The sequence below is a fragment of the Faecalimonas umbilicata genome (genome assembly GCF_042846195.1).
Lineage (GTDB): Bacteria > Bacillota > Clostridia > Lachnospirales > Lachnospiraceae > Faecalimonas > Faecalimonas umbilicata.
This window is the reverse complement of sequence record NZ_AP031411.1, coordinates 1,801,264-1,825,412: the sequence shown is the minus strand read 5'-3', so window position 1 is coordinate 1,825,412 and position 24,149 is coordinate 1,801,264. Positions and strand designations below refer to the sequence as shown.

At 37.5% G+C, this 24,149-nt stretch carries 29 protein-coding genes; 22 read left to right on the top strand and 7 right to left on the bottom strand.

The window, feature by feature from the left end; all coding sequences use genetic code 11:
- Positions 1–42: 42 nt before the first annotated feature.
- Together ACGG81_RS08725 and ACGG81_RS08720 are read right to left on the bottom strand one after the other, a co-directional pair.
- Positions 43–324, bottom strand: a complete 282-nt coding sequence (locus ACGG81_RS08725; protein ID WP_039930508.1) for a hypothetical protein — start codon at positions 322–324, stop codon at positions 43–45.
- Complete coding sequence (locus ACGG81_RS08720; protein WP_009262149.1) at positions 221–892, bottom strand: hypothetical protein; 672 nt, start codon at positions 890–892, stop codon at positions 221–223. Before ACGG81_RS08720 ends, ACGG81_RS08725 begins: the two co-directional genes overlap by 104 nt.
- A 110-nt stretch (positions 893–1,002) precedes the next feature.
- Here ACGG81_RS08720 and ACGG81_RS08715 point away from each other — a divergent pair, with 110 nt between their 5' ends.
- The gene (locus ACGG81_RS08715; RefSeq protein WP_009262148.1) at positions 1,003–1,140 is read left to right on the top strand and encodes a hypothetical protein; all 138 of its coding nucleotides are present in this window, start codon (positions 1,003–1,005) and stop codon (positions 1,138–1,140) included.
- A 100-nt stretch (positions 1,141–1,240) separates the two neighbouring features.
- On the opposite strand, the gene ACGG81_RS08710 is transcribed toward ACGG81_RS08715, so the two are convergent.
- Entirely contained in the window at positions 1,241–1,480 is a 240-nt protein-coding gene (locus ACGG81_RS08710) for a hypothetical protein (protein WP_009262147.1), read from the bottom strand.
- A gap of 242 nt (positions 1,481–1,722) precedes the next feature.
- Here ACGG81_RS08710 and ACGG81_RS08705 point away from each other — a divergent pair, with 242 nt between their 5' ends.
- The 20 genes from ACGG81_RS08705 to ACGG81_RS08610 all read left to right on the top strand — a co-directional run bounded on the left by ACGG81_RS08705 (position 1,723) and on the right by ACGG81_RS08610 (position 18,467).
- Positions 1,723–2,247 carry a C-GCAxxG-C-C family protein gene (locus ACGG81_RS08705; RefSeq protein WP_008975212.1) on the top strand — a complete coding sequence of 175 codons (525 nt, stop codon included), beginning with the start codon at positions 1,723–1,725 and terminating at the stop codon, positions 2,245–2,247.
- Between the two features lie 19 nt (positions 2,248–2,266).
- Positions 2,267–3,187, top strand: a complete 921-nt coding sequence (locus ACGG81_RS08700) for a TDT family transporter (protein WP_035102648.1) — start codon at positions 2,267–2,269, stop codon at positions 3,185–3,187.
- Positions 3,188–3,276: 89 nt separating this feature from the next.
- Positions 3,277–3,435 carry a hypothetical protein gene (locus ACGG81_RS08695; protein WP_009262144.1) on the top strand — a complete coding sequence of 53 codons (159 nt, stop codon included), beginning with the start codon at positions 3,277–3,279 and terminating at the stop codon, positions 3,433–3,435.
- 606 nt (positions 3,436–4,041) lie between these two features.
- Positions 4,042–4,614, top strand: coding sequence for a helix-turn-helix domain-containing protein (locus tag ACGG81_RS08690; protein WP_390107874.1), 573 nt, complete (start codon positions 4,042–4,044; stop codon positions 4,612–4,614).
- Between the two features lie 181 nt (positions 4,615–4,795).
- Entirely contained in the window at positions 4,796–4,963 is a 168-nt protein-coding gene (locus ACGG81_RS08685; RefSeq protein ID WP_008975216.1) for a hypothetical protein, read from the top strand.
- 234 nt (positions 4,964–5,197) lie between these two features.
- Positions 5,198–5,461 (top strand): DUF6870 family protein, encoded by a 264-nt coding sequence (locus ACGG81_RS08680; RefSeq protein ID WP_242990194.1) that lies wholly within the window; start codon positions 5,198–5,200, stop codon positions 5,459–5,461.
- An 18-nt stretch (positions 5,462–5,479) separates the two neighbouring features.
- Positions 5,480–7,093: a recombinase family protein gene (locus ACGG81_RS08675; protein WP_390107870.1), complete on the top strand. Its 1,614-nt coding sequence runs from the start codon at positions 5,480–5,482 to the stop codon at positions 7,091–7,093.
- 16 nt (positions 7,094–7,109) lie between these two features.
- Complete coding sequence (locus ACGG81_RS08670) at positions 7,110–8,735, top strand: recombinase family protein (protein ID WP_120090850.1); 1,626 nt, start codon at positions 7,110–7,112, stop codon at positions 8,733–8,735.
- Between the two features lie 83 nt (positions 8,736–8,818).
- Positions 8,819–10,429 carry a recombinase family protein gene (locus tag ACGG81_RS08665; protein WP_390107867.1) on the top strand — a complete coding sequence of 537 codons (1,611 nt, stop codon included), beginning with the start codon at positions 8,819–8,821 and terminating at the stop codon, positions 10,427–10,429.
- An 86-nt stretch (positions 10,430–10,515) separates the two neighbouring features.
- Positions 10,516–11,217, top strand: a complete 702-nt coding sequence (locus ACGG81_RS08660; RefSeq protein ID WP_117576686.1) for a response regulator transcription factor — start codon at positions 10,516–10,518, stop codon at positions 11,215–11,217.
- Positions 11,214–12,176: an ATP-binding protein gene (locus ACGG81_RS08655; RefSeq protein ID WP_390107864.1), complete on the top strand. Its 963-nt coding sequence runs from the start codon at positions 11,214–11,216 to the stop codon at positions 12,174–12,176. The genes ACGG81_RS08660 and ACGG81_RS08655 overlap by 4 nt, the downstream gene beginning before the upstream one ends.
- A gap of 65 nt (positions 12,177–12,241) precedes the next feature.
- Entirely contained in the window at positions 12,242–13,165 is a 924-nt protein-coding gene (locus ACGG81_RS08650) for an ABC transporter ATP-binding protein (RefSeq protein ID WP_390107861.1), read from the top strand.
- The gene (locus ACGG81_RS08645) at positions 13,159–13,866 is read left to right on the top strand and encodes an ABC transporter permease (protein ID WP_120090843.1); all 708 of its coding nucleotides are present in this window, start codon (positions 13,159–13,161) and stop codon (positions 13,864–13,866) included. The genes ACGG81_RS08650 and ACGG81_RS08645 overlap by 7 nt, the downstream gene beginning before the upstream one ends.
- 251 nt (positions 13,867–14,117) lie before the next feature.
- Positions 14,118–14,804 carry a hypothetical protein gene (locus ACGG81_RS08640; RefSeq protein WP_120090841.1) on the top strand — a complete coding sequence of 229 codons (687 nt, stop codon included), beginning with the start codon at positions 14,118–14,120 and terminating at the stop codon, positions 14,802–14,804.
- Between the two features lie 60 nt (positions 14,805–14,864).
- Entirely contained in the window at positions 14,865–15,428 is a 564-nt protein-coding gene (locus ACGG81_RS08635; protein WP_016438506.1) for a hypothetical protein, read from the top strand.
- 4 nt (positions 15,429–15,432) lie between these two features.
- Positions 15,433–16,014, top strand: a complete 582-nt coding sequence (locus tag ACGG81_RS08630) for a hypothetical protein (protein ID WP_016438507.1) — start codon at positions 15,433–15,435, stop codon at positions 16,012–16,014.
- Between the two features lie 207 nt (positions 16,015–16,221).
- Complete coding sequence (locus ACGG81_RS08625; RefSeq protein WP_390107857.1) at positions 16,222–16,653, top strand: sugar-proton symporter; 432 nt, start codon at positions 16,222–16,224, stop codon at positions 16,651–16,653.
- A 122-nt stretch (positions 16,654–16,775) separates the two neighbouring features.
- Positions 16,776–17,246 (top strand): hypothetical protein, encoded by a 471-nt coding sequence (locus ACGG81_RS08620; protein WP_270196037.1) that lies wholly within the window; start codon positions 16,776–16,778, stop codon positions 17,244–17,246.
- Between the two features lie 34 nt (positions 17,247–17,280).
- Positions 17,281–18,039: a hypothetical protein gene (locus ACGG81_RS08615; protein ID WP_390107854.1), complete on the top strand. Its 759-nt coding sequence runs from the start codon at positions 17,281–17,283 to the stop codon at positions 18,037–18,039.
- Positions 18,040–18,077: 38 nt separating this feature from the next.
- Positions 18,078–18,467: a hypothetical protein gene (locus ACGG81_RS08610; protein WP_009262128.1), complete on the top strand. Its 390-nt coding sequence runs from the start codon at positions 18,078–18,080 to the stop codon at positions 18,465–18,467.
- A 351-nt stretch (positions 18,468–18,818) separates the two neighbouring features.
- On the opposite strand, the gene ACGG81_RS08605 is transcribed toward ACGG81_RS08610, so the two are convergent.
- From ACGG81_RS08605 to ACGG81_RS08590, 4 genes are all read right to left on the bottom strand, one after another.
- A complete protein-coding gene (locus ACGG81_RS08605) occupies positions 18,819–19,970 on the bottom strand; it encodes an IS91 family transposase (protein WP_390107851.1) in 1,152 nt (383 codons plus the stop codon).
- A gap of 2 nt (positions 19,971–19,972) precedes the next feature.
- Positions 19,973–20,812 (bottom strand): tyrosine-type recombinase/integrase, encoded by an 840-nt coding sequence (locus ACGG81_RS08600; RefSeq protein ID WP_390107848.1) that lies wholly within the window; start codon positions 20,810–20,812, stop codon positions 19,973–19,975.
- 545 nt (positions 20,813–21,357) lie between these two features.
- Complete coding sequence (locus ACGG81_RS08595; RefSeq protein WP_390107600.1) at positions 21,358–22,509, bottom strand: IS91 family transposase; 1,152 nt, start codon at positions 22,507–22,509, stop codon at positions 21,358–21,360.
- 2 nt (positions 22,510–22,511) lie between these two features.
- A complete protein-coding gene (locus tag ACGG81_RS08590; RefSeq protein ID WP_120091263.1) occupies positions 22,512–23,351 on the bottom strand; it encodes a tyrosine-type recombinase/integrase in 840 nt (279 codons plus the stop codon).
- A gap of 295 nt (positions 23,352–23,646) precedes the next feature.
- On the opposite strand from ACGG81_RS08590, the gene ACGG81_RS08585 reads away from it, so the two are divergent.
- On the top strand, positions 23,647–23,955 hold the full coding sequence (locus tag ACGG81_RS08585) for a hypothetical protein (protein ID WP_009262127.1): 309 nt from the start codon (positions 23,647–23,649) through the stop codon (positions 23,953–23,955).
- Positions 23,956–24,149 lie beyond the last annotated feature (194 nt).

The following is a 24,149-nucleotide window of genomic DNA, read 5'->3' as shown; positions in this document are numbered from 1 at the left end:
GTGCCATGTTAAAAAGTACCTCTTTTACTTAATACAAGCAATTTATTTTCTATTTTTCAAAAGTGAACTGGCCATTCGGACGGTTTTATCAATTTGCATCTGCTCTTCTTTTGATTTTCCTTCTTTTAAAAGTTCCAAAATCAATGAAATTTCATCAGGCGAGAAACGGATGCCTTTCTTATTTGCGTTTGTGATCAGGGTAAGGAGGATCGGGGCAAGGTCATTGCCGGATTTCCCGTTCGTTTTTGTGGCTGCAGTCCGGATCAGTTCCAGTTTTGCCGGGTCCATCTTCTGTAACATTGGGTGTTCCATCCAGTTGTTCATATACAATTCCCTCCAAAGAATTAGGTTCCAGAGATATCGGAAGTTCCTGCATATTTGCGTCTGTATCGGCAGCAGAAACATCGGATGACAGATCTCTGTAAGTTTCAAAAAGGTTCTGTTGCTCCGGGGAAAGCATTCCTTGAAGCAACATGGAAAGGTCAAATGCGGGAGTGGAAGATGAGCTGTCAGATGAGGCATCGGAACAAGATTGTTTTGAGGAGGATTCCTTTGTCATGTTCTGAAATGAGGCAGCGATTTCCATTGCGCTTAGCATATTCTGTATCTGATCGATCATTTCACAGTCGCTCTTTCTTAGGAATGGGCGAAGTTCTTCCAGAATGTCAGATGGCGAAGACACTTCCTTTTCAAAAGCACAGCTATGTAAATCTGAGCGAAAATTCTGAAAAAAAGAAAACGTCTGTTGTAATTCCATAAACTTCACATAGACTGCGAGCATCCGCTGGTTGGATGGGGGAAGATAGGGAATCATCAGTTTCATCATCCGCAGACCGGGTGTCGAGATCAGTGTGTCAAATGGTGTCATGGGAATTTTTGATTGATCGTCCATAGAAACTCCTTTCCATTGCGTTATCAATATATATGAGCAGATTGAGAAAGATATACCTTTTTCTTTTTCCTTCATATAATAAAGAAAAGAGAAATGGAAATGAGGAAAAGATGGAACAAATTTTAATCATTGACAGAAATGCAGTATATGAATTAGATGAAGAATGTTTTCAAAGGAAGATGGAAGCACAGAGGAAACAACAGGAGGAGAGAGCAAACGCAGAAGAAAATGACAAGGAAGACATCTAAGCATGTTTAGAAAAATGATTTTGTGAGAAAGAATGGAGCAAGGCAGTCGAGTTTTTTCCAAAAGAAAGACGGGGCATGTTGCCCCGCCTTGCAGAAGAGATTAGCAGCAAAGAGAATTTCTATCGCCACATCCGCATCCATTACCAAATCCGCCGCAGCAGAGAAGTAATAAGATGATCCAGATACAGCTGTCACCACATCCGCATCCGTTGTCGTGTCCGTTTCCGAAACCGCCACAGCAGAATAATAAGAGGATGATCCACAGACAAGAATTGTTATTTCCGCATCTGTCTTCTCCACCGCATCCACATCCACAGTTAGTAGCTGTTAAATCACTCATGTTAAATCCTCCATTTGAGATTGTTTACACTCCTATACTATGTGGGAGGGCTTATTCATGTTTCCCAAAAAACAGAAAAAATTTAAAAAGGAAGATTTTAGTAAAAACAGAGGGAATGTTGGTTGCATTTTAGATTGTTTATAAAATATGCCTATAGTTATATAAAAATAAATGATAACGATATTCTGTTCAGATATGTTAAACTAAAAGCAGCAAAATTTATATTTGAGGAGGAAATCTATATGAAAATTGGAGTAACTGAAATTAGCCCAAGAACTGTGCAGCAAGTGGCTGAGAAAAAATTTAAAGAAGGATACTATTGCTGTGAGGCTTTAGTCAGTGCAATCCGCGATGAATTTAAGCTGGATGTTCCAGAGGAAGTGATTGCAATGGCTTCTGGTATGGCAGTCGGCGCAGGAAAATCCGGGTGTGTCTGTGGTGCTTTTAATGGAGGAATTCTTGCACTTGGACTATTTTTTGGGCGCACAGAGCAGGATGGACCGACAAATCCAAAAAGTGTCAAATGTATGGAACTGACAAAAGAGCTTCATGACTGGTTTAAAAAGGCCAATGGTAAAAATGCAATCTGCTGTCGCGTTCTGACAAAAGAGTTTGACAAAGGACGTGGGGAACACAAGGAACAATGCATTTTCTTTACGGGACTTTGTGCATGGAAGGTTGCCCAAATGATTTGCCGTGAATTGGGAATGAAGAATCTAGATGAGGTGGATGAACCGGCTCCAAGACGTACGGTTGCTGAAATTTAAGACAAAAGGTGAGAATGACATGAAAAAAATGATACAAAAAGTTCCAATTCCTCTTTGTGGGGTTATGCTTGGATTCGCCGCTCTCGGCAATCTTTTGCAGAGTTATGGTGAGGGAATTCGATATGTCTGTGGAGGAATAGCTACATTTTTACTGATACTTGTTCTGATGAAACTCATAATGTTTCCGGAGATGATAAAAGAAGATTTTAAAAATCCGATTTTGGCGAGTGTGGCTGCGACATTTCCGATGGCACTGATGTTATTAAGCACGTATATCAAGCCATTTATTGGTGTGGGAGCAAAATACATCTGGTATTTTGCGATTGGGTTACATATTATATTGATTGTTTATTTCACAATAAAGTTTTTGCTTAAACTTCAGATGCCGAAAGTATTTGCCAGTTATTTTATTGTATATGTGGGAATTGCAGTTGCGGCAGTTACGGCTCCAGCTTTTGAAGAGCTTGCAATAGGTGCCGGTGCATTCTGGTTTGGATTTTTGACGTTAATCGGTTTATTAGTTCTTGTGACAATCCGTTATATGAAATACAAAGAGATTCCAGAACCTGCAAAGCCGCTTTTCTGTATTTATGCAGCGCCTACAAGCCTTTGTGTTGCCGGATATGTACAGTCAGTAACACCAAAATCAAGAGAATTTTTGTTGGCGATGCTGCTTGTGGCAACCGTGCTATATGTTTTGGCGCTTGTGAAAGCGATCAGTTATCTGAAGCTGAAATTCTATCCAAGCTATGCGGCATTTACCTTCCCATTTGTTATCAGCGCGATTGCAACAAAGCAGACAATGGTCTGTCTTGCGAATATGAAGCAGCCGATACCGATGCTCCGATATGTTGTTCTGATAGAAACGGTGATTGCCGTATTGTTTATGATTTATACCTTCATTCGCTTTCTGCAGTTTATTTTTGTAGATCATAAATAAGCGGAACAGGAAGAGAGAAACGTCTGTGCAGAAAATTTACACACTATCCGTTAAAGAAATGAATATCCTAATGAAAAAGGGATATGCATATGAAAGATGTAAAAAAAGCCATTCGTTACTCATGTGAGGATATAAATAGTGGAAACATATCCGGGCAGGGAATTTGTGTTGCGGTGCTTGATACTGGGGAATGTGTTATTATATTGCAAAGCTCACCAGCGAAAAGAGGTGAGCTGTATATTCATTAAGGGGAAAAAGAGTAACAAAGATTCGCTTCATGCAAAGCCAGTAGCGTGCGACAGTTGTATGGAGCAAAGTAGTCGCAAAGTAAAACAACAACGTAATCAGCAGAGAAAGCAGGAGTATCATAGTGGAATCTCTATGCAGTGTCTTACAAAGAAATGTAATCTGTCTTTATATGCTGTCCGGAAAATTATATATCAAAAGTAGATAAGGGGCTGCCGAGTGTAGCTTCTTATTTTCTGTGTTGGATAATTAAGAGGAGATAAAGGAATGGAATACCTGAATTGGAGTATTTCAATCCTGTTGAAAGAACATTAAAAACTTGATTATAAATACAGTACATAAATTGATATGCGAAGGCAGAGGATATTGTGTTGGAGAATAAAGGCAACTAAAACGCAGGCAATAGACAGAAACATGCACCGCAGGGACAAAAAATAAATGTAAGACCATATTTTTCTTGTAACTTATATATGAAACCGAGTATAATTAGTTGAAAAGTTTTATTTTAAACCATGTAAAACTATTTTGACAAGGAAAAAAGGGCAATGTCAAAAGCTTTTGACAGACAAAATACTTATATTCATATACAATAAAGGAGAAGATTCAAGATGGATATTGGATTACAAATTAAGAAATTTAGGGAACAACAAAAAATTTCTCAAGAAGAGCTGGCTCTTAAAATATTTGTTTCAAGACAAACAATTTCTAATTGGGAAACAAATAAAAGTTGTCCAGATGTTAAAAGTTTAATTAGTTTATCTAATATCTTCAATGTATCTTTAGATAATTTTATAAAAGAAGATATAAAGGAGATGAGGGAGATTGTAGAAAAAACAACAATTAAAAAGTTTAATGTGATAAGTGTAGTTTTCCTAATTGAATTAATCGTTATAGCCGTAAGTGCCTATCCTTTATTTAGTATTAAGGGAAATATAGGAATTGCTATCTGGTTTTGCTTATTCGCAATAACGCTCTATACAGCAAGTAAGATTGAAAAATTGAAAAAGAGATATGACATTCAAACCTATAAAGAAATTTTGGCATTTATTGACGGAAAGCAATTAACACATGATGAAACACAACAAGAAATAGGAAAAAGAAATTATCAAAAAATCATATTTGCATTCATTGCAGGTGCAATCGCACTTATTATATGTTTTGTTGTAATTTTTATTTGTTAGTATTTAACAAATTAAAAAGGGAAAAATCATGGAATTTTGGCTTATTATGATTGGATTTATAGTTATGGGCGGAAGTTGTTCGTTAGCAGATACTTGGTGGGATAGAAAGAATAAAAAAGAAGAAAAGAAACAATAATAAATTCTATTTGCTCTAAAATCAAATAAGGAGGAGGTGGATAAAATGTTCAATTTGGTCTATAAATCAATTGTTGTAGAATGTTCTACTGGTGTAGAAGATTTAGCAAAAGCTATTGAGAAAAAATCAGAGGAAATGCTGAACAAAGGATATAAATTAGTAACTATGTCTATGGTCGGAACAGATAAAGCCATATTAGTATTTAAGATTTAGGATACTGATAGATTCTAACAAAATTTAATATCCATACACAAAAAGCAGTTGGTCTTAGTGATTGACTGCTTTTTAGCGCTGTTTTAGCATCATATCAAGGCTCATTTAATCGTGGTAAATTCGTGGTAAAATGAGTTTTCGATATACTTCAAAATACTTGAAATGAGGAATATTTTTTAGCATGAGACAAGTCCCCAGGTGCATACAATCTCAAGTAGAAAGGGGGGCTATCACTTGGAGGAAAAGAGTTTGCGAGAAATGCAGCAGGTCGATATAAAAAATGTAAATACTGATGAATTGGTAGATATTAGTGAAATTGAAATTTACACGAAACAGTCGGTACAAAGAAGAGTAAAGGGGTATGTGGAACAGGTACATAACCCTTATCTTGTACGGGTGGGAGAATATATTGTAAAAGTTGGATATTCCGACTGTACAGAGACTTTGAATGACCGGTTGAAACAGTATATTTCAAAAATTGCAGAAACAAAATATTAAAAGGCAGAAGGAAGCAAGATGCAAAAAAATGTATGTTATCATACGGCGATTTATCTTCGCTTATCGAGGGAGGATGGAGATATGAATTGCGGTGCAAAACGAGAAAGTGACAGTATTTCCTCTCAGCGTGCCCTTGCTTGTTCGTTTGTAAGAGAACAGCCGGATATGGAGTTGTTTGATCTTTATATTGATGATGGGTATTCAGGGGCGAATTTTGATCGACCGGATTTTAAAAGAATGATAGAAGACATTAAAAATGGGAAGGTAAATTGTGTTGTTGTAAAAGATTTATCTAGATTTGGACGAGATTATATTGAAGCCGGGCGGTTCATTCAAAAGACCTTCCCGGCTTTTTCTGTGCGTTTTATTGCGATTACGGATCATTACGATAGCCTGACTGCAGATAAGAATACAACATCTTTTGTAATACCGGTAAAGAATTTTGTGAATGATTTCTACTGTCAGGATATTTCAGAAAAGGTAAAATCACATCAGAAAATAAAACGGGAGCAGGGGAAATTTATCGGGGCGTTTGCAGTCTATGGATATCAGAAAGATCGAGAGGATAAAAATAAGCTTGTTATAGATACCTATGCGGCAGAAATTGTGAAAAAGATTTTTGCGTGGAAACTGGATGGAATGAGCAATCTTGCCATTGCGAACAAACTGAATGAAAATGGAATTTTTTCCCCGCTGGAATATAAGAAATCCCATGGCGAACATTATGCCACAGGGTTTCAGGCAGGAATCGTATCCAAATGGTCTGCGGTAGCAATCAAGCGAATTTTGACCAATGAAATTTATACCGGAACGATGGTGCAGGGAAAACGAGAGAAAGTCAATTATAAGGTTAAAAAGATTTTAGAAAAGCCGGAGTCGGAATGGTGTAAAGTAGAGGGAACTCATGAAGCGATCGTTTCCAAAGTGGATTACCAAAAGGTGCAGCGACTTTTGGAAGTAGATACCAGAGCCGAGAAAGGAAAAGAAAAAGCGCATATGTTTTCGGGGATTCTGTTTTGCGGAGACTGTAAAGAGCCGATGGTCCGGCGTATGAACAGATACAAGGGAACAGAAAAAATATCTTATATCTGTTCCACGAGAAATCGGAGTGAAGGGTGCAGCAGACACCGTATTTTGGAAGCGGATTTAAAAAGAGTCATACTTCAGATCATCCGGCTGCAAGCAGCACTTCTGATCGATGAAAACAGACAGATGCAGTATCTCCGGACAAGGGAGATGCATTTGGAAGATGCTGTTGGATTTGAGCAGGAGATGATACGTCTGCGCGGTGAGCAAGAGAACTATCAGAAACTTCGCGCAGGGCTTTATGAAGACTGGAAAGCAGGAGTGATCACGCAGGCAGATTTTCAAAAATTTAGCGCAATTTATGAAAAACAGTATCTAGAAACGGGATGGGCGGTTGCAAAGCAGGAGGAACTGGTAAAGAAATTGTTTTACAAGGGAGTGCACTCTAATGTCAGGTTGGAGCGGCTAAAAGAGACGATGCAGATTACGACGTTAGACAGGGAGGCACTGCTGGCGTTTGTGGAGCGGATAGAAGTTTATGAGGAGAAACGGATTGTGATACAATTTGGGTATCAGGAAGAGATAAGAAGAATGGCAGGCTCGTAATCAGGAGGTGATCTCAGTGGCAAGAACATCAAAACGCAAAAGACGGCTGGAAAGTCAGGAACTTTTTGAAAAGAAAACAGAGAAAGCATATGTGGCAGGCATTTATGCAAGGCTGTCTGTAGATCATCAGGATGGCGACGAAGTATCTATTGAAACGCAGATTGAGATGGGGAAGACGTTTATAGAGACTCATAAGGATATTCTATTGTATGACTGTTATTCGGATCTAGGGGCTACGGGAACGAATTTTTGGCGGAGTGATTTTGAGCGATTGATGCAGGATGTGAGAAAGGAAAAGATAAACTGTGTGATCGTAAAAGATTTTTCGAGATTCGGAAGAAACTATATTGAGGTGGGAAACTTTGTGGAAAAGATGTTTCCTTTCATGGGTGTCCGGTTTATTTCTATTACAGATCAGTATGACAGCGCAAAACAAGGAGATTGTAATGAAGCGCTTTCCATGCATTTGAAAAATATAGCCAACGAACTATATGCAAGGGACGTTGCAGAAAAGGTAAAAGCCAGCAAGCAGACAAAGAGGAAGCAGGGAGAATATCTAGGCAGTGTTCCGCCGTATGGTTTTCGAATCGAAAAAATGGATGGGAGACGGACGTTGGTGCGTGAATCTTTGACCAGTGAGATCGTTCGAGAGATTTTTGTGCGCTATGATTCCGGGGAGAACGTTGTTTCTATTGTAAAGTGGCTGTATGAGCAAAAGATTCATTGCCCGGGCGATTACAAAGCATACAAAACTGTTTATCAGCAGGAGGGGCAGAAACTGAGGCGGTGGAGGAGAGAAGCTATCCGGTATTTGTTGAGTAATGTCGTTTACATAGGAAATCTTGCGCAATCCGGCAAGCATATAAGAGAACCGATCATAGCAGAACATGTCCATGAACCTCTTGTTCCGGAAGAAGTCTTTTGTCGTGTAGGAGAAAGGCTGGAGGGAAACCGTAAGATCCAAAAGTGCAGATCACTTCGGAATAATACGATGGAAGAGGTGTTCCGGGACATTTTGTATTGCGGAGAATGTGGACATAAATTCAGCCGGACGGTGACAGAAAGAGAGTCTTCTAATAACAAAAAGAGGACTTTTGTTTCTTATGGATGCCCGAATAGAAAACGCATTGATGAAGACAAATGTAAAAATGAATCGATTACAGTTCTTCAGCTTCAGAAAGTGATATTGCATCTGTTGAAAAAAGAGTTTCTTCTCAGTGATATACAGATGAAAAAACTTACAGATTTTAATCGAGAGGTTGGAGAAATACGAAAAGGACAGATAGAGAAAACACAAAAAGAGCTGCAAAAATCGGTAGAGAACATAGATAGGAAGATCAGTTTTTGTTATATGGAGTATCGAAGCGGGAGAACTTCACAGACTCAATTTCTGGAAATCAAAAAGAAACTGGAAGAAAAAAAGGAACAAAATCAGCGGCTTTTGCGGGAGTTATCTCTAAAATATGCTTCGGTTGACAGACTGGTAGATAAGCAGAATCAAGCTCTCTGCACGGTTTTGAAATGTCAAGGTGGCGCTGTGTTGAATGCGGAACTGGTACAAAACCTGATAGGGAAAATCTATGTGTATCCTGGAAAACGGATCGAGGTTCTCTGGAAATGGAAGGATATATGGATGGAATAGAAAGCGTGAGATATTTCTTGCCCGAAGGTCATGGGAAAGAAAAAAACTTTAAAAATTTGTAAAAGTCTCAGGAGGAATAAACGATGCAAAATAGGATGAACATCGCAATGTATCTGCGATTGTCCAAGGAAGATGACCGGAATACCCAGGAAAGTAACAGTATTTCTTGTCAACGTTTATTGCTAAAAGAATATATTGAGCAAAATTTTAGAGGGAAAATTTTATCAGACGAAGTCTGCCAGCCGAAGGCATGTATTACGGGATGCCCGTATGGGTGTGAGATTTTCGAGTTTGTAGATGATGGTTACAGCGGAACTAGCATGAACAGACCTGCCATGCAGGAATTACTAAGATGTGTCCGGCAGAAGAAGGTAGATTGTGTTATCGTAAAGGATTTTTCCCGCTTTTCCAGAGACTATGTAGAAATGGGTTTCTATGTCGAACAGCTCTTTCCGTTTTTGGGCATCCGTTTTATTTCTGTGAATGATCATTATGACAGTAGAGTTGTTCAGAATCAAATGATGGGTATGGATCTGGCATTTAAAGCACTGGTGAACGATCTCTATTCGAAGGATTTATCAGGAAAAGTAATTTCTTCTCTGCATTCTAAAAAAGAGCGGGGAATCTATTGCAGTGCAAACTGTCCGTTTGGATATCGTAAGAAAGCAGATGATAAGAATCAAGTAGAGATTGTGCCAGAAGAGGCGAAAGTAATCCAGGAAATTTTCCGATTGACGTTAGAGGGTTATTCTTCTGTGGATATTGCAAAGAAGTTTCACAAGGAAAAGATAAAAACACCGGTGGAATATCTGGCGGCGAGAGGAGTAACGCATCGGAACCCTTTGGGGAAGGAATTTTCATGGCATCATACGACTATTTGCAAGATACTGCGAAATGATTTTTATGCCGGAGATGTCGTATATGGGAAATATGAAAAGGATGCTGTCAGAGGAAAAAATCACTTAAAACCAAGAAGTGAGTGGAAGATTACCGATCATCATCATGAACCGATCATTGAACGGGAGATTTTTGAGGAAGTACAGCGGACGAGAGGAATATCAAAACCTTATCAGTCACGAAAGGCACACATGTTGACAGGAAAGGTACTATGCGGAGAGTGTGGCAGGGCTTTGTGCTATCGGAATGCGAAACATCCTTATTTTTATTGCAAGGATCGTTATGCGACCGGCAATGAGAACTGTTTGAAAAAAGTGAACATATTCCTTTTAGAGCAGATACTTGTATCCGCTTTGCAAAAAGAAATCTGCAGGCAGATTGAACTGAAAGAAGTGTGGAAGCTGTATCAGGAGGTACAGAAAAGACAGTACGATGCAAAGATGGCTAAGCTGCGAAAAGCCCGAAAAAGTTTGGAGATTACAGGAAAAGAGCAGATCATACTTTATGAGCGATATAAAAAGAAGGAAATCTTGAAAGAAGAATATCTGGCATGCAAAGAAAAGGTACAGAAGAAGGAAGATGCGATAAAAAGTGAAATCCAAAGGCAGAAGATGCTTTTGGTAGAGATGGAGGCAGAGAAGCATACAGGCTTGCCGGATGCCGATAAGATTTGGAAAGCATGTAAGGTCCATGAGCTGAACCAGGAAACAGTGGATAGTTTCATAAGAAAGGTAAAAGTGTGGGATGAGCGGCATGTGGAGATTATCTGGAATTTCAGTGATGGGAAAGCTACCTAAGGACTATTTTTTGTGTTTGTCGGTGTGGGCGTATATAGTGTATAATATAAGCAAAATTTTTATTACAAAAGGGAGTCAGCTAATCTATGAATCAGAATAAAATTTTATTGATAGAAGATGATAAAGAAATCAGCGAAATGTTAAAAAACTATTTAACCGTAGAAAATTATGAGGTGATTTGTGCATACGACGGACAAGAGGCATGTGACTATTTTGATTGCACAGACTTTAGTATGATTCTTCTTGATCTGATGATACCTAAAATCAGTGGAATGGATGTTATGCAGCATATTAGAGAACATAGTGTTGTTCCACTGATTATTATCTCTGCAAAGGATAGCGAAATTGATAAAACATTAGGGCTGAGTTTAGGAGCTGATGATTATATTACAAAGCCGTTTTCTGTTGTGGAGGTGTTAGCTCGCATTAAGGCAAATATTCGCAGGAGAAATCAATATGATCAAGGATCAGAGGATATTCCGAAACGATTAACTGCCGGAGAATTAGTAATGAACCTGTCAGATTATACATTGACAAAGAGCGGAAGACGGGTGGAACTCACTGCAAAAGAATACGAAATTTTGAAGCTGCTTATGCAACATCCGAAAAAGGTTTATACAAAGGAACAAATATATGCTCTTGTTTGGAAGGATGCTTATCTTGGTGATGAAAATGCTGTGAATGTGCACATAAGTCGTCTTAGAAATAAAATCGAAGAAGATACTCGCAATCCCCGGTATATCATCACCGTATGGGGGATTGGATACAAATTGGGGGAAAATGTATGAAGGATACAACGATTATTTTTTTTCTGTGCATTTGTATCGTTTTTTTGGTATGTGTTGTATTTTATCAGCAATTTACTTTCCGCACAGGAACACAAGCAAAATTACGGGAAATCAGTGATAAGCTCAAAAAAATCATAGAAACGCACAGTGATGAGCAAGTAATGGTTTTTACGGACAATAAAGAGCTAATAGAATTGGCTGCACAAATCAATGAATTACTGGAGAAACACTTGAAAATAAAAGCGGATTATCGCCATTCTCAAATAGCCTCTAAAAAAATGTTGTCGAATATTTCTCACGATATTAAAACGCCTATGACTGTTATTTTGGGGTATCTGGAAATCATGCAGTTAAGCGAAACAATTTCTGCTGAAATGCTGAAAAAGGTAGAGGATAAAGCGCAAGGGGTCATGGGAATGATCGATCAATTTTTTACCCTATCAAAAATTGAGTCAGGCGATATGGATATAGCGCTTTCGAAGGTAGATATTTGCGAAATCTGTCGAGAAAGTGTACTGGATTTTTATGAGTTGCTTTCTAGCAAAAGCTTTCAAGTAAATATTGATATTCCGGAAATGCCTGTTTTTGTGCAAGGGAATAAAGAAGCTTTACAACGTATTCTGTTTAATTTGATTTCCAATGTCATCCGATACGGGGCGGACGGAAAATATCTTGGGCTTTCATTGAAAAATGAAGAAAGAAACGTATATGTGGAGGTAACAGATAAGGGGAAAGGCATTGATCAAATGTTTGCAGACAGCATATTTGATAGATTATTTACAATGGAAGACTCTCGTAATCGTAAGATACAAGGGAACGGACTTGGTCTGACCATCGCCAAAAATCTAGCTGTTTGTCTTGGTGGGGATATTACTTTGGAAAGTATTCCTTATGTCAAAACGACTTTTACAATACAGTTGAAAAAATCTTACTTTAAGATGTTCGAAAGAAATTTGTAATATTTATTCAAGAGTTTTGAAAATCTGAGCCGTTACAATGGAATTTAGAAAGGAGGCAATAGAATATGTCATATGTTGTACAAACAAATAGCCTTGCAAAAATCATTGATGGGAAAGAGATTGTTAAGAATGTCAATCTCCACGTAAAGAAAGGGGAAATCTATGGTTTCCTTGGCCCGAACGGTGCAGGTAAAACTACTGTTATAAAAATGCTCACAAATCTTTGGAAGCCGACAAGTGGAAGTATTGAAATTTTCGGAGAAATACTTACTCCACAGTCCTGTGAAATCTTAAAAAGAATAGGAAGTATCATTGAATTTCCTACCTTTTATAATCACATGACCGGGTATGAAAATTTGCAGCTTCATTGTGAGTACATGGGGTATTATAAACATGGAAGCATTGAAAATGCGCTTGATCTGCTGGAATTATCGGCTGCCTCACAAAAAGCTGTAAAAAATTATTCTCTTGGTATGAAAGAACGACTTGGTATCGCACGTGCAATTCTTTGCAAGCCAGAATTATTAATTCTTGATGAGCCGACAAATGGACTGGATCCTGCAGGTATGAAGAAAATCCGTGATTTGCTAAAAAATCTTTGCGAAGAATATGGAACAACGATTATGATTTCCAGCCATATCCTTTCAGAAGTTGAAAGTATTGCTGATACGGTAGGTATCATTCATCACGGAATGATGGTGAAAGAAATCGGCATGAAAGAAATAGAGAGGATGAGCCTTGCATATGTGGAACTGGTAGTAGCAGATCCTAAAAAAGCTGCCTATGTATTGAGTGAAAAACTGGGGTATAACAATTTTAAGATCATTGAAAACAATACGATCCGTATTTATGGCCAGCACGTTTCAATAAAGGAATTGTCTAAGGTGTTAGCATTGAATGATGTTGAAGTGGTTGCGCTTGGCAGACAAGCTGAAACTTTAGAAGATTACTTCCTTAAATTAACTGCGGAGGTGAATAGATTATGTTAAAGCTGATTCAATTAGAGTGGAGGAAAAACAACATTGGAAAGTATATTAGAAATGCAATGATATTGGCGGGTGTTCTTTGTCTGTTTCTGTTTGCACTGGCCTATCTTGGTATTGCAAATGATCCGGATACAGGGATTCCGGACGCAGTGCCGGGAAACGGTACAATTTCAGCACCCATTGAATTATTTTGCAGTATGTCATTTCTAGTATTTACCGGTGTGATGCTTTCATCTTTTATTGTAAGTGCCTATAAAGATAAAACAATGGCATTGATGTTCTCTTACCCGATTAAGCGGCAGAAAATACTTATTTCTCAAATGCTCTCGGTTTGGATTTTCTGTTTCCTGGCATTGGTAATAACAAAACTTGTAATTTATGGCTGTATTTTGTGGGGGTCCCAGTTTATGGTATCATCATTTCCAATTGATTATGATATGGCAAGTCTGAAATTTTATGTACAGCTTATTGTAAAATCGATTTCTATTGTTAGCATGAGTTTTATTGCATTATTTATCGGATTGGCAATAAAGTCCACAAAAGCGACGATTATATCCTCTTTTCTGCTGATTATTTTGACGCAGGCAAACATTGGAGATCTTACACTGGCAAATAATGCCGTATTCCCTCTTGTTTTGACGATCATTTCCCTTCTGTTTGCTGTTCTATCTGTGATCGGAGTGGAAAAGAAAGATTTTATATAGATGGATTAAAAGAAAAAACTTCCGGGAAGCGGAAGATACTGAAAATTTATATTGGAATCAATGAGTGAGGCAGTCTGGTCGCGGATCAGACTGCGTTTCTATGTCCCCGCCTAAAATTTTTATTCTCTACATGCAAAAAAAATATATACAAGAATTGATTGGTAATATATAATCTTATTATAAAATTTGTACAAAAGAATTTGGAAATGTTTCCAGAAAAAGAGTGATGGAATTATGAAGGAGGAAATCGTATGGAAGATCAACGAAAGAATGAATTGGCAGTTGTAATAGCTGCAACGGTAGTATTTGGTTTCATGAATCGTATTTTGATCAGGATTCCGTATATGGTATTAGGAGATTTTTCATTTTCCTTTTTGATATCTGTTGTGACGTGGTGGATTTACAATTCTGTTTTGTTTTCTGTTGCAGAGCAGATGCAGATGGGCGATGGAAGCAAGAAAAGAATAGGAAAAATGATCCTGTTTGGATTTCTTGCAACGCTAATAAAGGCTGGAATTGATACGTGTATTGATCTGACGGTCGCTCGTCAACCGAATATGTTGCTGCTTGTAGCTGCTATGGAGATGTCTATGATTCTTTACATAGCAGGGTTAGACTATTTTCTATTCGTAAAGGTTGGAAAAAGAAAGATAAAACAAGAGGGAAAAGAGATAAATGCTTTAGTGACGATATTTGTTTCTTTATTGATCTTTTATGGTGGAACTTTATTTTATTATCTGAAACAAGTAAATTATGCTGTTGAAAGATATGGAACTTCTTCGATGGTTCAAGAAATAGGGTTGGATAATGCGATTTGGAATTTGACTACAATGCTTGGAAGACGTTCCACAACGGTTGGAGCAGTCGTATATGTTGGGTGTTTTATAATCATTTGGTGGATATTAGAGAAAATCACTGTTTCGCAGGAAAGCAATTAAAAATGGACAGAAGAGGGAAAATGAATGGAAGAAAAGTAATCAGAAAAGGATGTGAGTTTGATGAAATACATATGGATGTGCAGCGAAGCGAACACATGGAGCAGTTACTATTATGATGAGCAGACGGAGGAATTTTTTGTATTTGATAATAAAAAAGGGGGGAACGGACTTGTGGTTGGAGTTCTTTCGGGAATTTCCTTGATAATCTATGCGCTTGTACGGAACATAGAAAAACCAATTCCTTTTGACAAAAATTTGTTGTACTGGATTTCGTTGGGACTGGGAGTGATTGTGGGGGCGATCGTTTCTGGATATCTGTTAAGACGTGCAAAAAGAAAAGTGGAAGAAAACGCAAGAGTGTATCCTTGCAGACTGGAAGAAAAACGGAAATTGGCAAAGCAGAACCGGAAAAGCTTTTTTCAACATATGGTATTAATTGCTATTTTTATAGGAGTATGTGTGGGATACCGATTTTTGATGGTTTGGATTGTGCCATCCGTTCTGGTATATGCTTTTTTTAACTCAGTCATGTGTATGATAACGATTTTACTGATAACTGGTTTCGTGGGAAATCATCCGCTAAAAGGCTGGAAAATTGCAGGTAAAATCTTGAAAGGAGAGTAGGAGAATGCCATATTTGATTCCAATTTTATATGTGATCGTCTCTTATACATTTTTTCTTTTGCCCGGCTTATTTGATCAGGTAGTGGAATTACAGATTATTTCAGCACTTCTGCCTTTTCTCATGGGAGTCGTCAATTTGATTGTCGTATTGACGGTAGGAAGAAAATGGTCAAGAAAAACATTGTTAAATTGTACATTGATCATTAAATATGGATTGATTCCATTCTATTTGATTGGAGGATGTATTACCATCAGCGTGACACTTGCTGCACTGTTTCCGCTGCCGTTGATGGTGTTGTTTGGGCTGGTCACAGTTGTTTTCCTGATTTTTGGGTATGGGATTTTGTTGGGAGCGGCGCCATATGCAATCGCCTACCTTATAAAATCATGTAAAGAAGGAAGGCATTCAAAGGCAGTGGTAATTCTGTCCGGCATCTGCCAGTTTCTTTTTTCTTTTGATGTATTTTCCATGATGATCCTGACAATCAAAGAAAAGCATCTAGTCAAAACTACAATAGTTGTGTTTGCGGGAGTGTGTCTCGCAATACTTTTCATTCTGCTGTATGTGCTGAGTATTTTTGTATAAAGAGTTTGAAGAGAATATAGAAAACCGATCGTTTATCGATGATACTGTCGGAAGGAAGAGTGGGGGAAGCGGATGATTAAATTATGTTATAAAATTCATGATAAGAAGACAGATGAATATTATTTTGACTTACAATCTCAAAAAGTATATCAGATTTGTCTGTCTGCATACTATGCAAAGTAAAATACGAAAGGAATCCTGTTCCTTTTGATTTCAGGCGGAGTGGCAGCAACATTTTTAGAAGAGGTATCAAAGCAAATAATCTTATCTGAGAATGTTCGAATTTTATCGATGATCTTGGTAATTGGAATTCTGGTTTTGATTGATCAAAAGGTAAAAAAATCATTTGCAGAAAAGTATCGATATATCGAGGAACATACGATGGGGATTGAAATGGAAAAATCAGATCTGTTCAATCTATATCTTCGGGGGAGATGGAACAGAAGAGTATTAGGAATAATTGTTTTTGCAGGTGTGGTCATTTTTTTGATCGGTATGATTTTTATGATCCGAGTCTCTCGTCTTACGGGAATCGTTCTGCTCTTACTGGGTGGGATAATCGGAGTGATTTTTTTTCATTACGGAGAATTTTCGGAAGCTTCACAAGTAAAAAAATATTTCCGGGAACGGAAAGAGTGAGATTGATTTTATCAGGAGGGAGAGAATCAAAAATGGGATTCAGGGAGCGAAACAGGTACATTCAGCTCTGCAGAGAAAATGAACATTCAGCTTTCTATTATGACACAGCGGAAGAGAAACTATTGCGATATAAAAAAGAAAGTAAATTTTCATTTTCCTTAAAATATCAATTGTGTATTTTAGCGGCGCTGTATTTGGGATACCTATTAAATGACAAAGCTTATATACTGTTGGCTCAAAATGGCTATTTGAAATATTTTCTTGTCTTTTTCTGCCTTAGTATCGGCGGCATTTGCTTGTTGTTTTTTGAAAATAATATCACGAGAATTTTGAAAAAAGACGGGGTAGAAGTGCCATATCCACTATCTGATGAATTGCTGCAGAAAGGGCAAAAGGATTTTAAGACGCAAAAAACGATCATGTATCTATGGAGTTTCATCTCTGCGATTCTCTGTTTCGCTTTTTACATAACGAACCTCATTCTTTTGTTAGTGCTGTTTTTAGCCAGCATGATTGCGTTATCCAGTATGGTTGCTATAGCAAGACCTGTTTTGCGGGAAAACTTATATCAATATTTGAAAAAGAGGATGTAGTAAAAATGTATGATTATGGGGAAAGGGGATTGTTATGAAAAAAAATATAATCCGCACGACAGAATGGAAAAAGCTATATCCGATTAAAAAGGGAATCATAGTATCGGTATGGTTATTTGCAGTTGTCATATTATATGCAGGCTTCCGGGGGTTGATAGAAGATCATGATCTGAAAACAATAGTTGTGATCATTTTAGACGGTGCGGTACTTATGAAATCTTTTCTGCCGGTTAAGAACTATCTTTTTACAAGATATCATTGCGTACCGGTTTTTAATCAAATTTTTACAAAAAAAGAATTGGAAGAACTGTTTGAGGGAGAAGTGTTTCAGAAAATGACAGGCAGTATGGAAAATCCTTTAAATAGTCTGGATTTATTGGAAAGTAAAAATTGGTTTTGTATCCATGGAAAATTTATTTCAAAGAATATGACGATTATTGGAAGGGCATGGGTTGCGGCAAGTCTCAACAATAGAGATATCACACCCGTAAAAATATTTTATATGACGGGGCAATATCTTGAAGTTAAAGCGGGATATTCATGGAAAGTTTCTACCATACAATCTTTTAATCAGCTGTTATGGGAAAAGTATCAAATAATACCTGTTAAAGTGTTTTTCCGAGATTATGAACGAATCAGTACAATTTTAAAGAATACATATGACAGAATGAAAACGGAAAAAGATTTGTGTGAAAAAGAATTTGTACGATATTTGCTTGAACACGGTGCGGATAGCAAAGCTTTATTTTGGAGTGAAATACCGGGATTGCAGTTGCCGGGAGAAAATAAGTAAATGCAGCAGAACAGATAATACATATGGGGGGAGAAACGATGAAGTGTATGCAGAAAAATTTTCACAGAAACATACTGATTTGTGTGTACGGTTTTTTCTTTGTGTGCATATTGGGTGGGATTACCGTATGGGCATCCTATCAGGAAAGAAGTTTTTCCCCAAAGGGATGGCTGAACTGCAATCCAGCGAAAAGATATCTTTATATTGACGATCTTGAAGAAAAGTATAACGTGGCTGGGATGCGCAGATGTGAAATAGAGGAGTTGTTAGGCTCGCCGACATGGAGAAAAACAGAGCCGGGTACAGAAAAGATTATATATTATGAATACCGCATTCAAGACAATCTATTGGCAGGGTGGAAGGTATATCAAGTAAGATTTCAGGATGATATTGTTATCGATACGACGATTATAGTAGAGGACTGGTAGGGATGATTATATAAAATTTTTCTTTATAAGCTACCAGAGAGGATAAAAGTGATTTCTATATGGTGGGTAGAGAAAAATTGATTAGAAACCAATCGAAGTTGGTGTAAACGATAAAGCAGCTTATAGATTGCTGATAAACTGCCCTGTCGTTTGCACCAATTTCGATTTTTCTATAGTGAACAAAGTCGTGTCCGGATAGCCGGAATATATGGAGTTTCAATTCGTTTCTTTTGTAGAAAAAAACTGTTTTGATTAAAATATTGCATCAGATTTCTTTATAGAAAAAGATATTTTTCCACAACAAACAGGCCTCATTTCTGCGGCTTCGTAAAAATATTTAATTATTGGTTTTTAAATCCGTAAAGGTATCCGTTGCTGAGGGGTTCCGAGATGTCCTCCACAGCATTTACAAACAGAAACCTTGATTCCATAAAGTGTTTCCAATATTTGAGCTGTTTTCATATTTTTCAGTCGAGACAGATATTGCCTGCAACCAAGAAGATTTCTACATAGTGTAAGTTGTTTGGTTTTGCTTCGGGTGCACAGCAGACCATAATGTCTGATCCGGACAAATCGTTTCGGTGGTACGTGCATAAGGAATCTACGGATAAATTCAACTCCGGGGATAGTCAATTCTTTCCATTTACCTGCTTCACGGTAGTCCTTCACATAGTATGTGACAGTATCTTCATCCATGCGGATAATACGGCGATTACTGATAGCAATTCTGTGTATGTACTTACCAAGGTAATGAATAACAGACTGTGCACCGTTAAAGGCTTTCTTACAGTGTGGAATCCAGTCTTTTTTATAGCAGATATTTATCAGCTCTTTGAAGGCATAGTGATTCCGGTATTTTTCACTGCTTCCGTGAAATTGAAGTTTTTTATTTTTCCATAAAGTTTTCAGTTCATCCAGATATTTTCCACGGAAAAGTTTAGATAACACTTTAACAGGGAAAAAGAACTCTTCACCTTTATCGCGCCACTGATTCTTAGCAGTCAATCCACCACCGAGAAGAATGACATGGATATGGGGATGGAAATTCATTTCAGATCCCCATGTATGCAGGATACAGATGTATCCGACCTTTGCACCCAGATATTTTTCATCCTCAGCAAGTTCATTTATCGTGGAAGAGACAGAATGATACAAGGCATTATACAGGAGCTTCTGGTTACAATAGATTAAAGGATTCAGTTCCTGAGGGACTGTAAATACCACATGGAAGTAAGGTGCTTCCAAAACGTCTTCCCGTTGGGCATCCATCCACTTTTCGGTAGGAAGAGCTTGACACATAGGACAGCATCTGTTACGACAGGAATTGTAGTGAATCTGAAGATGGCCACAATCTTCACAAACACTGACATTTGCTCCATAAGCGCCGGTCTTGCAGTTCATAATGGAGTGTGAAACTTTTGCCTGTTCCGCAGAAGGTGTATATCTGTCCAGATATTTGAGATAAAAAGAGTGAAATATATCCTGTACAGTTGGATTTTCCATGCCTAATCCTCCTGCACGTCAAAAGGACTTTTAATTCCCAATAGTGTTTTGTTACTCACATGAAGATATATTTCTGTGGATTTTGGGTCTGTATGTCCTAATAATGCTTGAATATATTTAATGTCACAACCCGCTTCCAAAAGATGGCTTGCAAAACTATGCCTGAAAGTATGAGAAGAAAAATGTTTCGTAATGCCAGCCTTTTTTGCACTTATTTTTAAGAATTGATTTACACTTGAAATATCAAGGTAATTGTGAGTCCATTGACTTGGGAACAGTATATCCCTTGGTTTACCGCATTGAAACCAGTATTCTGTAAGTAAATCCAGTGTACGGTCGGCAAGAATAGTATATCGGTCTCTTCGGTTTTTGGTATTGCGTATATGAATAGACTTATTACTTCTGGATATATCGTCATAGTGCAGATGTACCACTTCTGATACACGAAGTCCACCAGAATACATGGTTGCAATCATTGCTTTATGTTTCAAATTTTTAGTTGCATCAAGAATAGAATTGATTTCATCCTTTGAAAGAACAACAGGAAGAGCCCGATCGCGTTTCATGCGGGCGATTTCATCTTCGTCCCAGTATAGTTTTAAGATTCTTTTATACATAAAACGTATAGCAGAATAATAATGATTATAAGTTTCCGGCATGACTCCAGATAACCTTTTTGCAGTTAAAAAAGTATCCGCGTCATCAATAATCAGTTCATCCCATGGCTTCCCTGTATAATCTAAAAAATGTCTAATCGTATGACAGTAGGCATTAGCTGTGGATGGCTTTAAATTTTTCTTTTCCGCAGCGAGTTTGATTTGATTATAAATATCTTCGTACATAAAATATCCTCCGTAAAATAAATGAAATTTTATAAGTTCCACATGCCTTTACGGAGGAGCATTCGCTTGATAAAACCGCTTGTAGAAACGGTGCAAAAATGGTATTCTTTTCATAGGCAGTGGTAGGGAACTAAGCCCGTATTTGAAGTTTGTTTTTGGTGGTACTTAAACAATACTATCTTGGGAGAATCCTGTCACTGCTTTTTTAGAAAACTAAAGTAAGAAACTGTGCAATAGCCTTGGAAGGCCATCGCGCAGCGATTTTGTTCAATTGATTAGAAACCAATCGAAGTTGGTGTAAACGATAAAGCAGCTTATAGATTGCTGATAAACTGCCCTGTCGTTTGCACCAATTTCGATTTTTCTATAGTGAACAAAGTCGTGTCCGGATAGCCGGAATATATGGAGTTTCAATTCGTTTCTTTTGTAGAAAAAAACTGTTTTGATTAAAATATTGTATCAGATTTCTTTATAGAAAAAGATATTTTTCCACAACAAACAGGCCTCATTTCTGCGGCTTCGTAAAAATATTTAATTATTGGTTTTTAAATCCGTAAAGGTATCCGTTGCTGAGGGGTTCCGAGATGTCCTCCACAGCATTTACAAACAGAAACCTTGATTCCATAAAGTGTTTCCAATATTTGAGCTGTTTTCATATTTTTCAGTCGAGACAGATATTGCCTGCAGCCAAGAAGATTTCTACATAGTGTAAGTTGTTTGGTTTTGCTTCGGGTGCACAGCAGACCATAATGTCTGATCCGGACAAATCGTTTCGGTGGTACGTGCATAAGGAATCTACGGATAAATTCAACTCCGGGGATAGTCAATTCTTTCCATTTACCTGCTTCACGGTAGTCCTTCACATAGTATGTGACAGTATCTTCATCCATGCGGATAATACGGCGATTACTGATAGCAATTCTGTGTATGTACTTACCAAGGTAATGAATAACAGACTGTGCACCGTTAAAGGCTTTCTTACAGTGTGGAATCCAGTCTTTTTCATAGCAGATATTTATCAGCTCTTTGAAGGCATAGTGATTCCGGTATTTTTCACTGCTTCCGTGAAATTGAAGTTTTTTATTTTTCCATAAAGTTTTCAGTTCATCCAGATATTTTCCACGGAAAAGTTTAGATAACACTTTAACAGGGAAAAAGAACTCTTCACCTTTATCGCGCCACTGATTCTTAGCAGTCAATCCACCACCGAGAAGAATGACATGGATATGGGGATGGAAATTCATTTCAGATCCCCATGTATGCAGGATACAGATGTATCCGACCTTTGCACCCAGATATTTTTCATCCTCAGCAAGTTCATTTATCGTGGAAGAGACAGAATGATACAAGGCATTATACAGGAGCTTCTGGTTACAATAGATTAAAGGATTCAGTTCCTGAGGGACTGTAAATACCACATGGAAGTAAGGTGCTTCCAAAACGTCTTCCCGTTGGGCATCCATCCACTTTTCGGTAGGAAGAGCTTGACACATAGGACAGCATCTGTTACGACAGGAATTGTAGTGAATCTGAAGATGGCCACAATCTTCACAAACACTGACATTTGCTCCATAAGCGCCGGTCTTGCAGTTCATAATGGAGTGTGAAACTTTTGCCTGTTCCGCAGAAGGTGTATATCTGTCCAGATATTTGAGATAAAAAGAGTGAAATATATCCTGTACAGTTGGATTTTCCATGCCTAATCCTCCTGCACGTCAAAAGGACTTTTAATTCCCAATAGTGTTTTGTTACTCACATGAAGATATATTTCTGTGGATTTTGGGTCTGTATGTCCTAATAATGCTTGAATATATTTAATGTCACAACCCGCTTCCAAAAGATGGCTTGCAAAACTATGCCTGAAAGTATGAGAAGAAAAATGTTTCGTAATGCCAGCCTTTTTTGCACTTATTTTTAAGAATTGATTTACACTTGAAATATCAAGGTAATTGTGAGTCCATTGACTTGGGAACAGTATATCCCTTGGTTTACCGCATTGAAACCAGTATTCTGTAAGTAAATCCAGTGTACGGTCGGCAAGAATAGTATATCGGTCTCTTCGGTTTTTGGTATTGCGTATATGAATAGACTTATTACTTCTGGATATATCGTCATAGTGCAGATGTACCACTTCTGATACACGAAGTCCACCAGAATACATGGTTGCAATCATTGCTTTATGTTTCAAATTTTTAGTTGCATCAAGAATAGAATTGATTTCATCCTTTGAAAGAACAACAGGAAGAGCCCGATCGCGTTTCATGCGGGCGATTTCATCTTCGTCCCAGTATAGTTTTAAGATTCTTTTATACATAAAACGTATAGCAGAATAATAATGATTATAAGTTTCCGGCATGACTCCAGATAACCTTTTTGCAGTTAAAAAAGCATCCGCGTCATCAATAATCAGTTCATCCCATGGCTTCCCTGTATAATCTAAAAAATGTCTAATCGTATGACAGTAGGCATTAGCTGTGGATGGCTTTAAATTTTTCTTTTCCGCAGCGAGTTTGATTTGATTATAAATATCTTCGTACATAAAATATCCTCCGTAAAATAAATGAAATTTTATAAGTTCCACATGCCTTTACGGAGGAGCATTCGCTTGATAAAACCGCTTGTAGAAACGGTGGAAAAATGGTATTCTTTTCATAGGCAGTGGTAGGGAACTAAGCCCGTATTTGAAGTTTGTTTTTGGTGGTACTTAAACAATACTATCTTGGGAGAATCCTGTCACTGCTTTTTTAGAAAACTAAAGTAAGAAACTGTGCAATAGCCTTGGAAGGCCATCGCGCAGCGATTTTGTTCAATTAGAAGTTGTAGAGGTGAAGAGAATGAAGAAACTATATTGCATGAACTGTAGTGCTCAAATAAAAGGAACAATACCAAATAAATGTTCTTGTGGAGCTGAATTTGATTTAGCAGATACAAAAAACATAAAAAAAATAATTACAAGCATTATATTTTTTGTAATATTAATGTCTCCACTGCTTATTCTTATTCACTTTGGCAGACAATATTTACAAGCGTCAATTATTTTATATGCTTTACTCCTGAGTCTATGTATGTTTTGGTATCGTATCGTACAAACTATTTTAGTTCGTCTTGAGTTAGTAACTATGACAAACATTGAAATTAAATAATAACAATAGCATTTTCACAGCTTTAGTAAGCAGGAAATATAATGGGTGTTTTAGGTGTATTCAGTATTATTAAAGGAAAGTTACCCCTTATCAAAAGATATAATGGGGTAAAAAACATAAAGTTACATTCGAGAATTGAGGGAACAGCTTTATTATTAGTAGGAAGTGTGTTGATTTTTCAATGTTTTGTATCC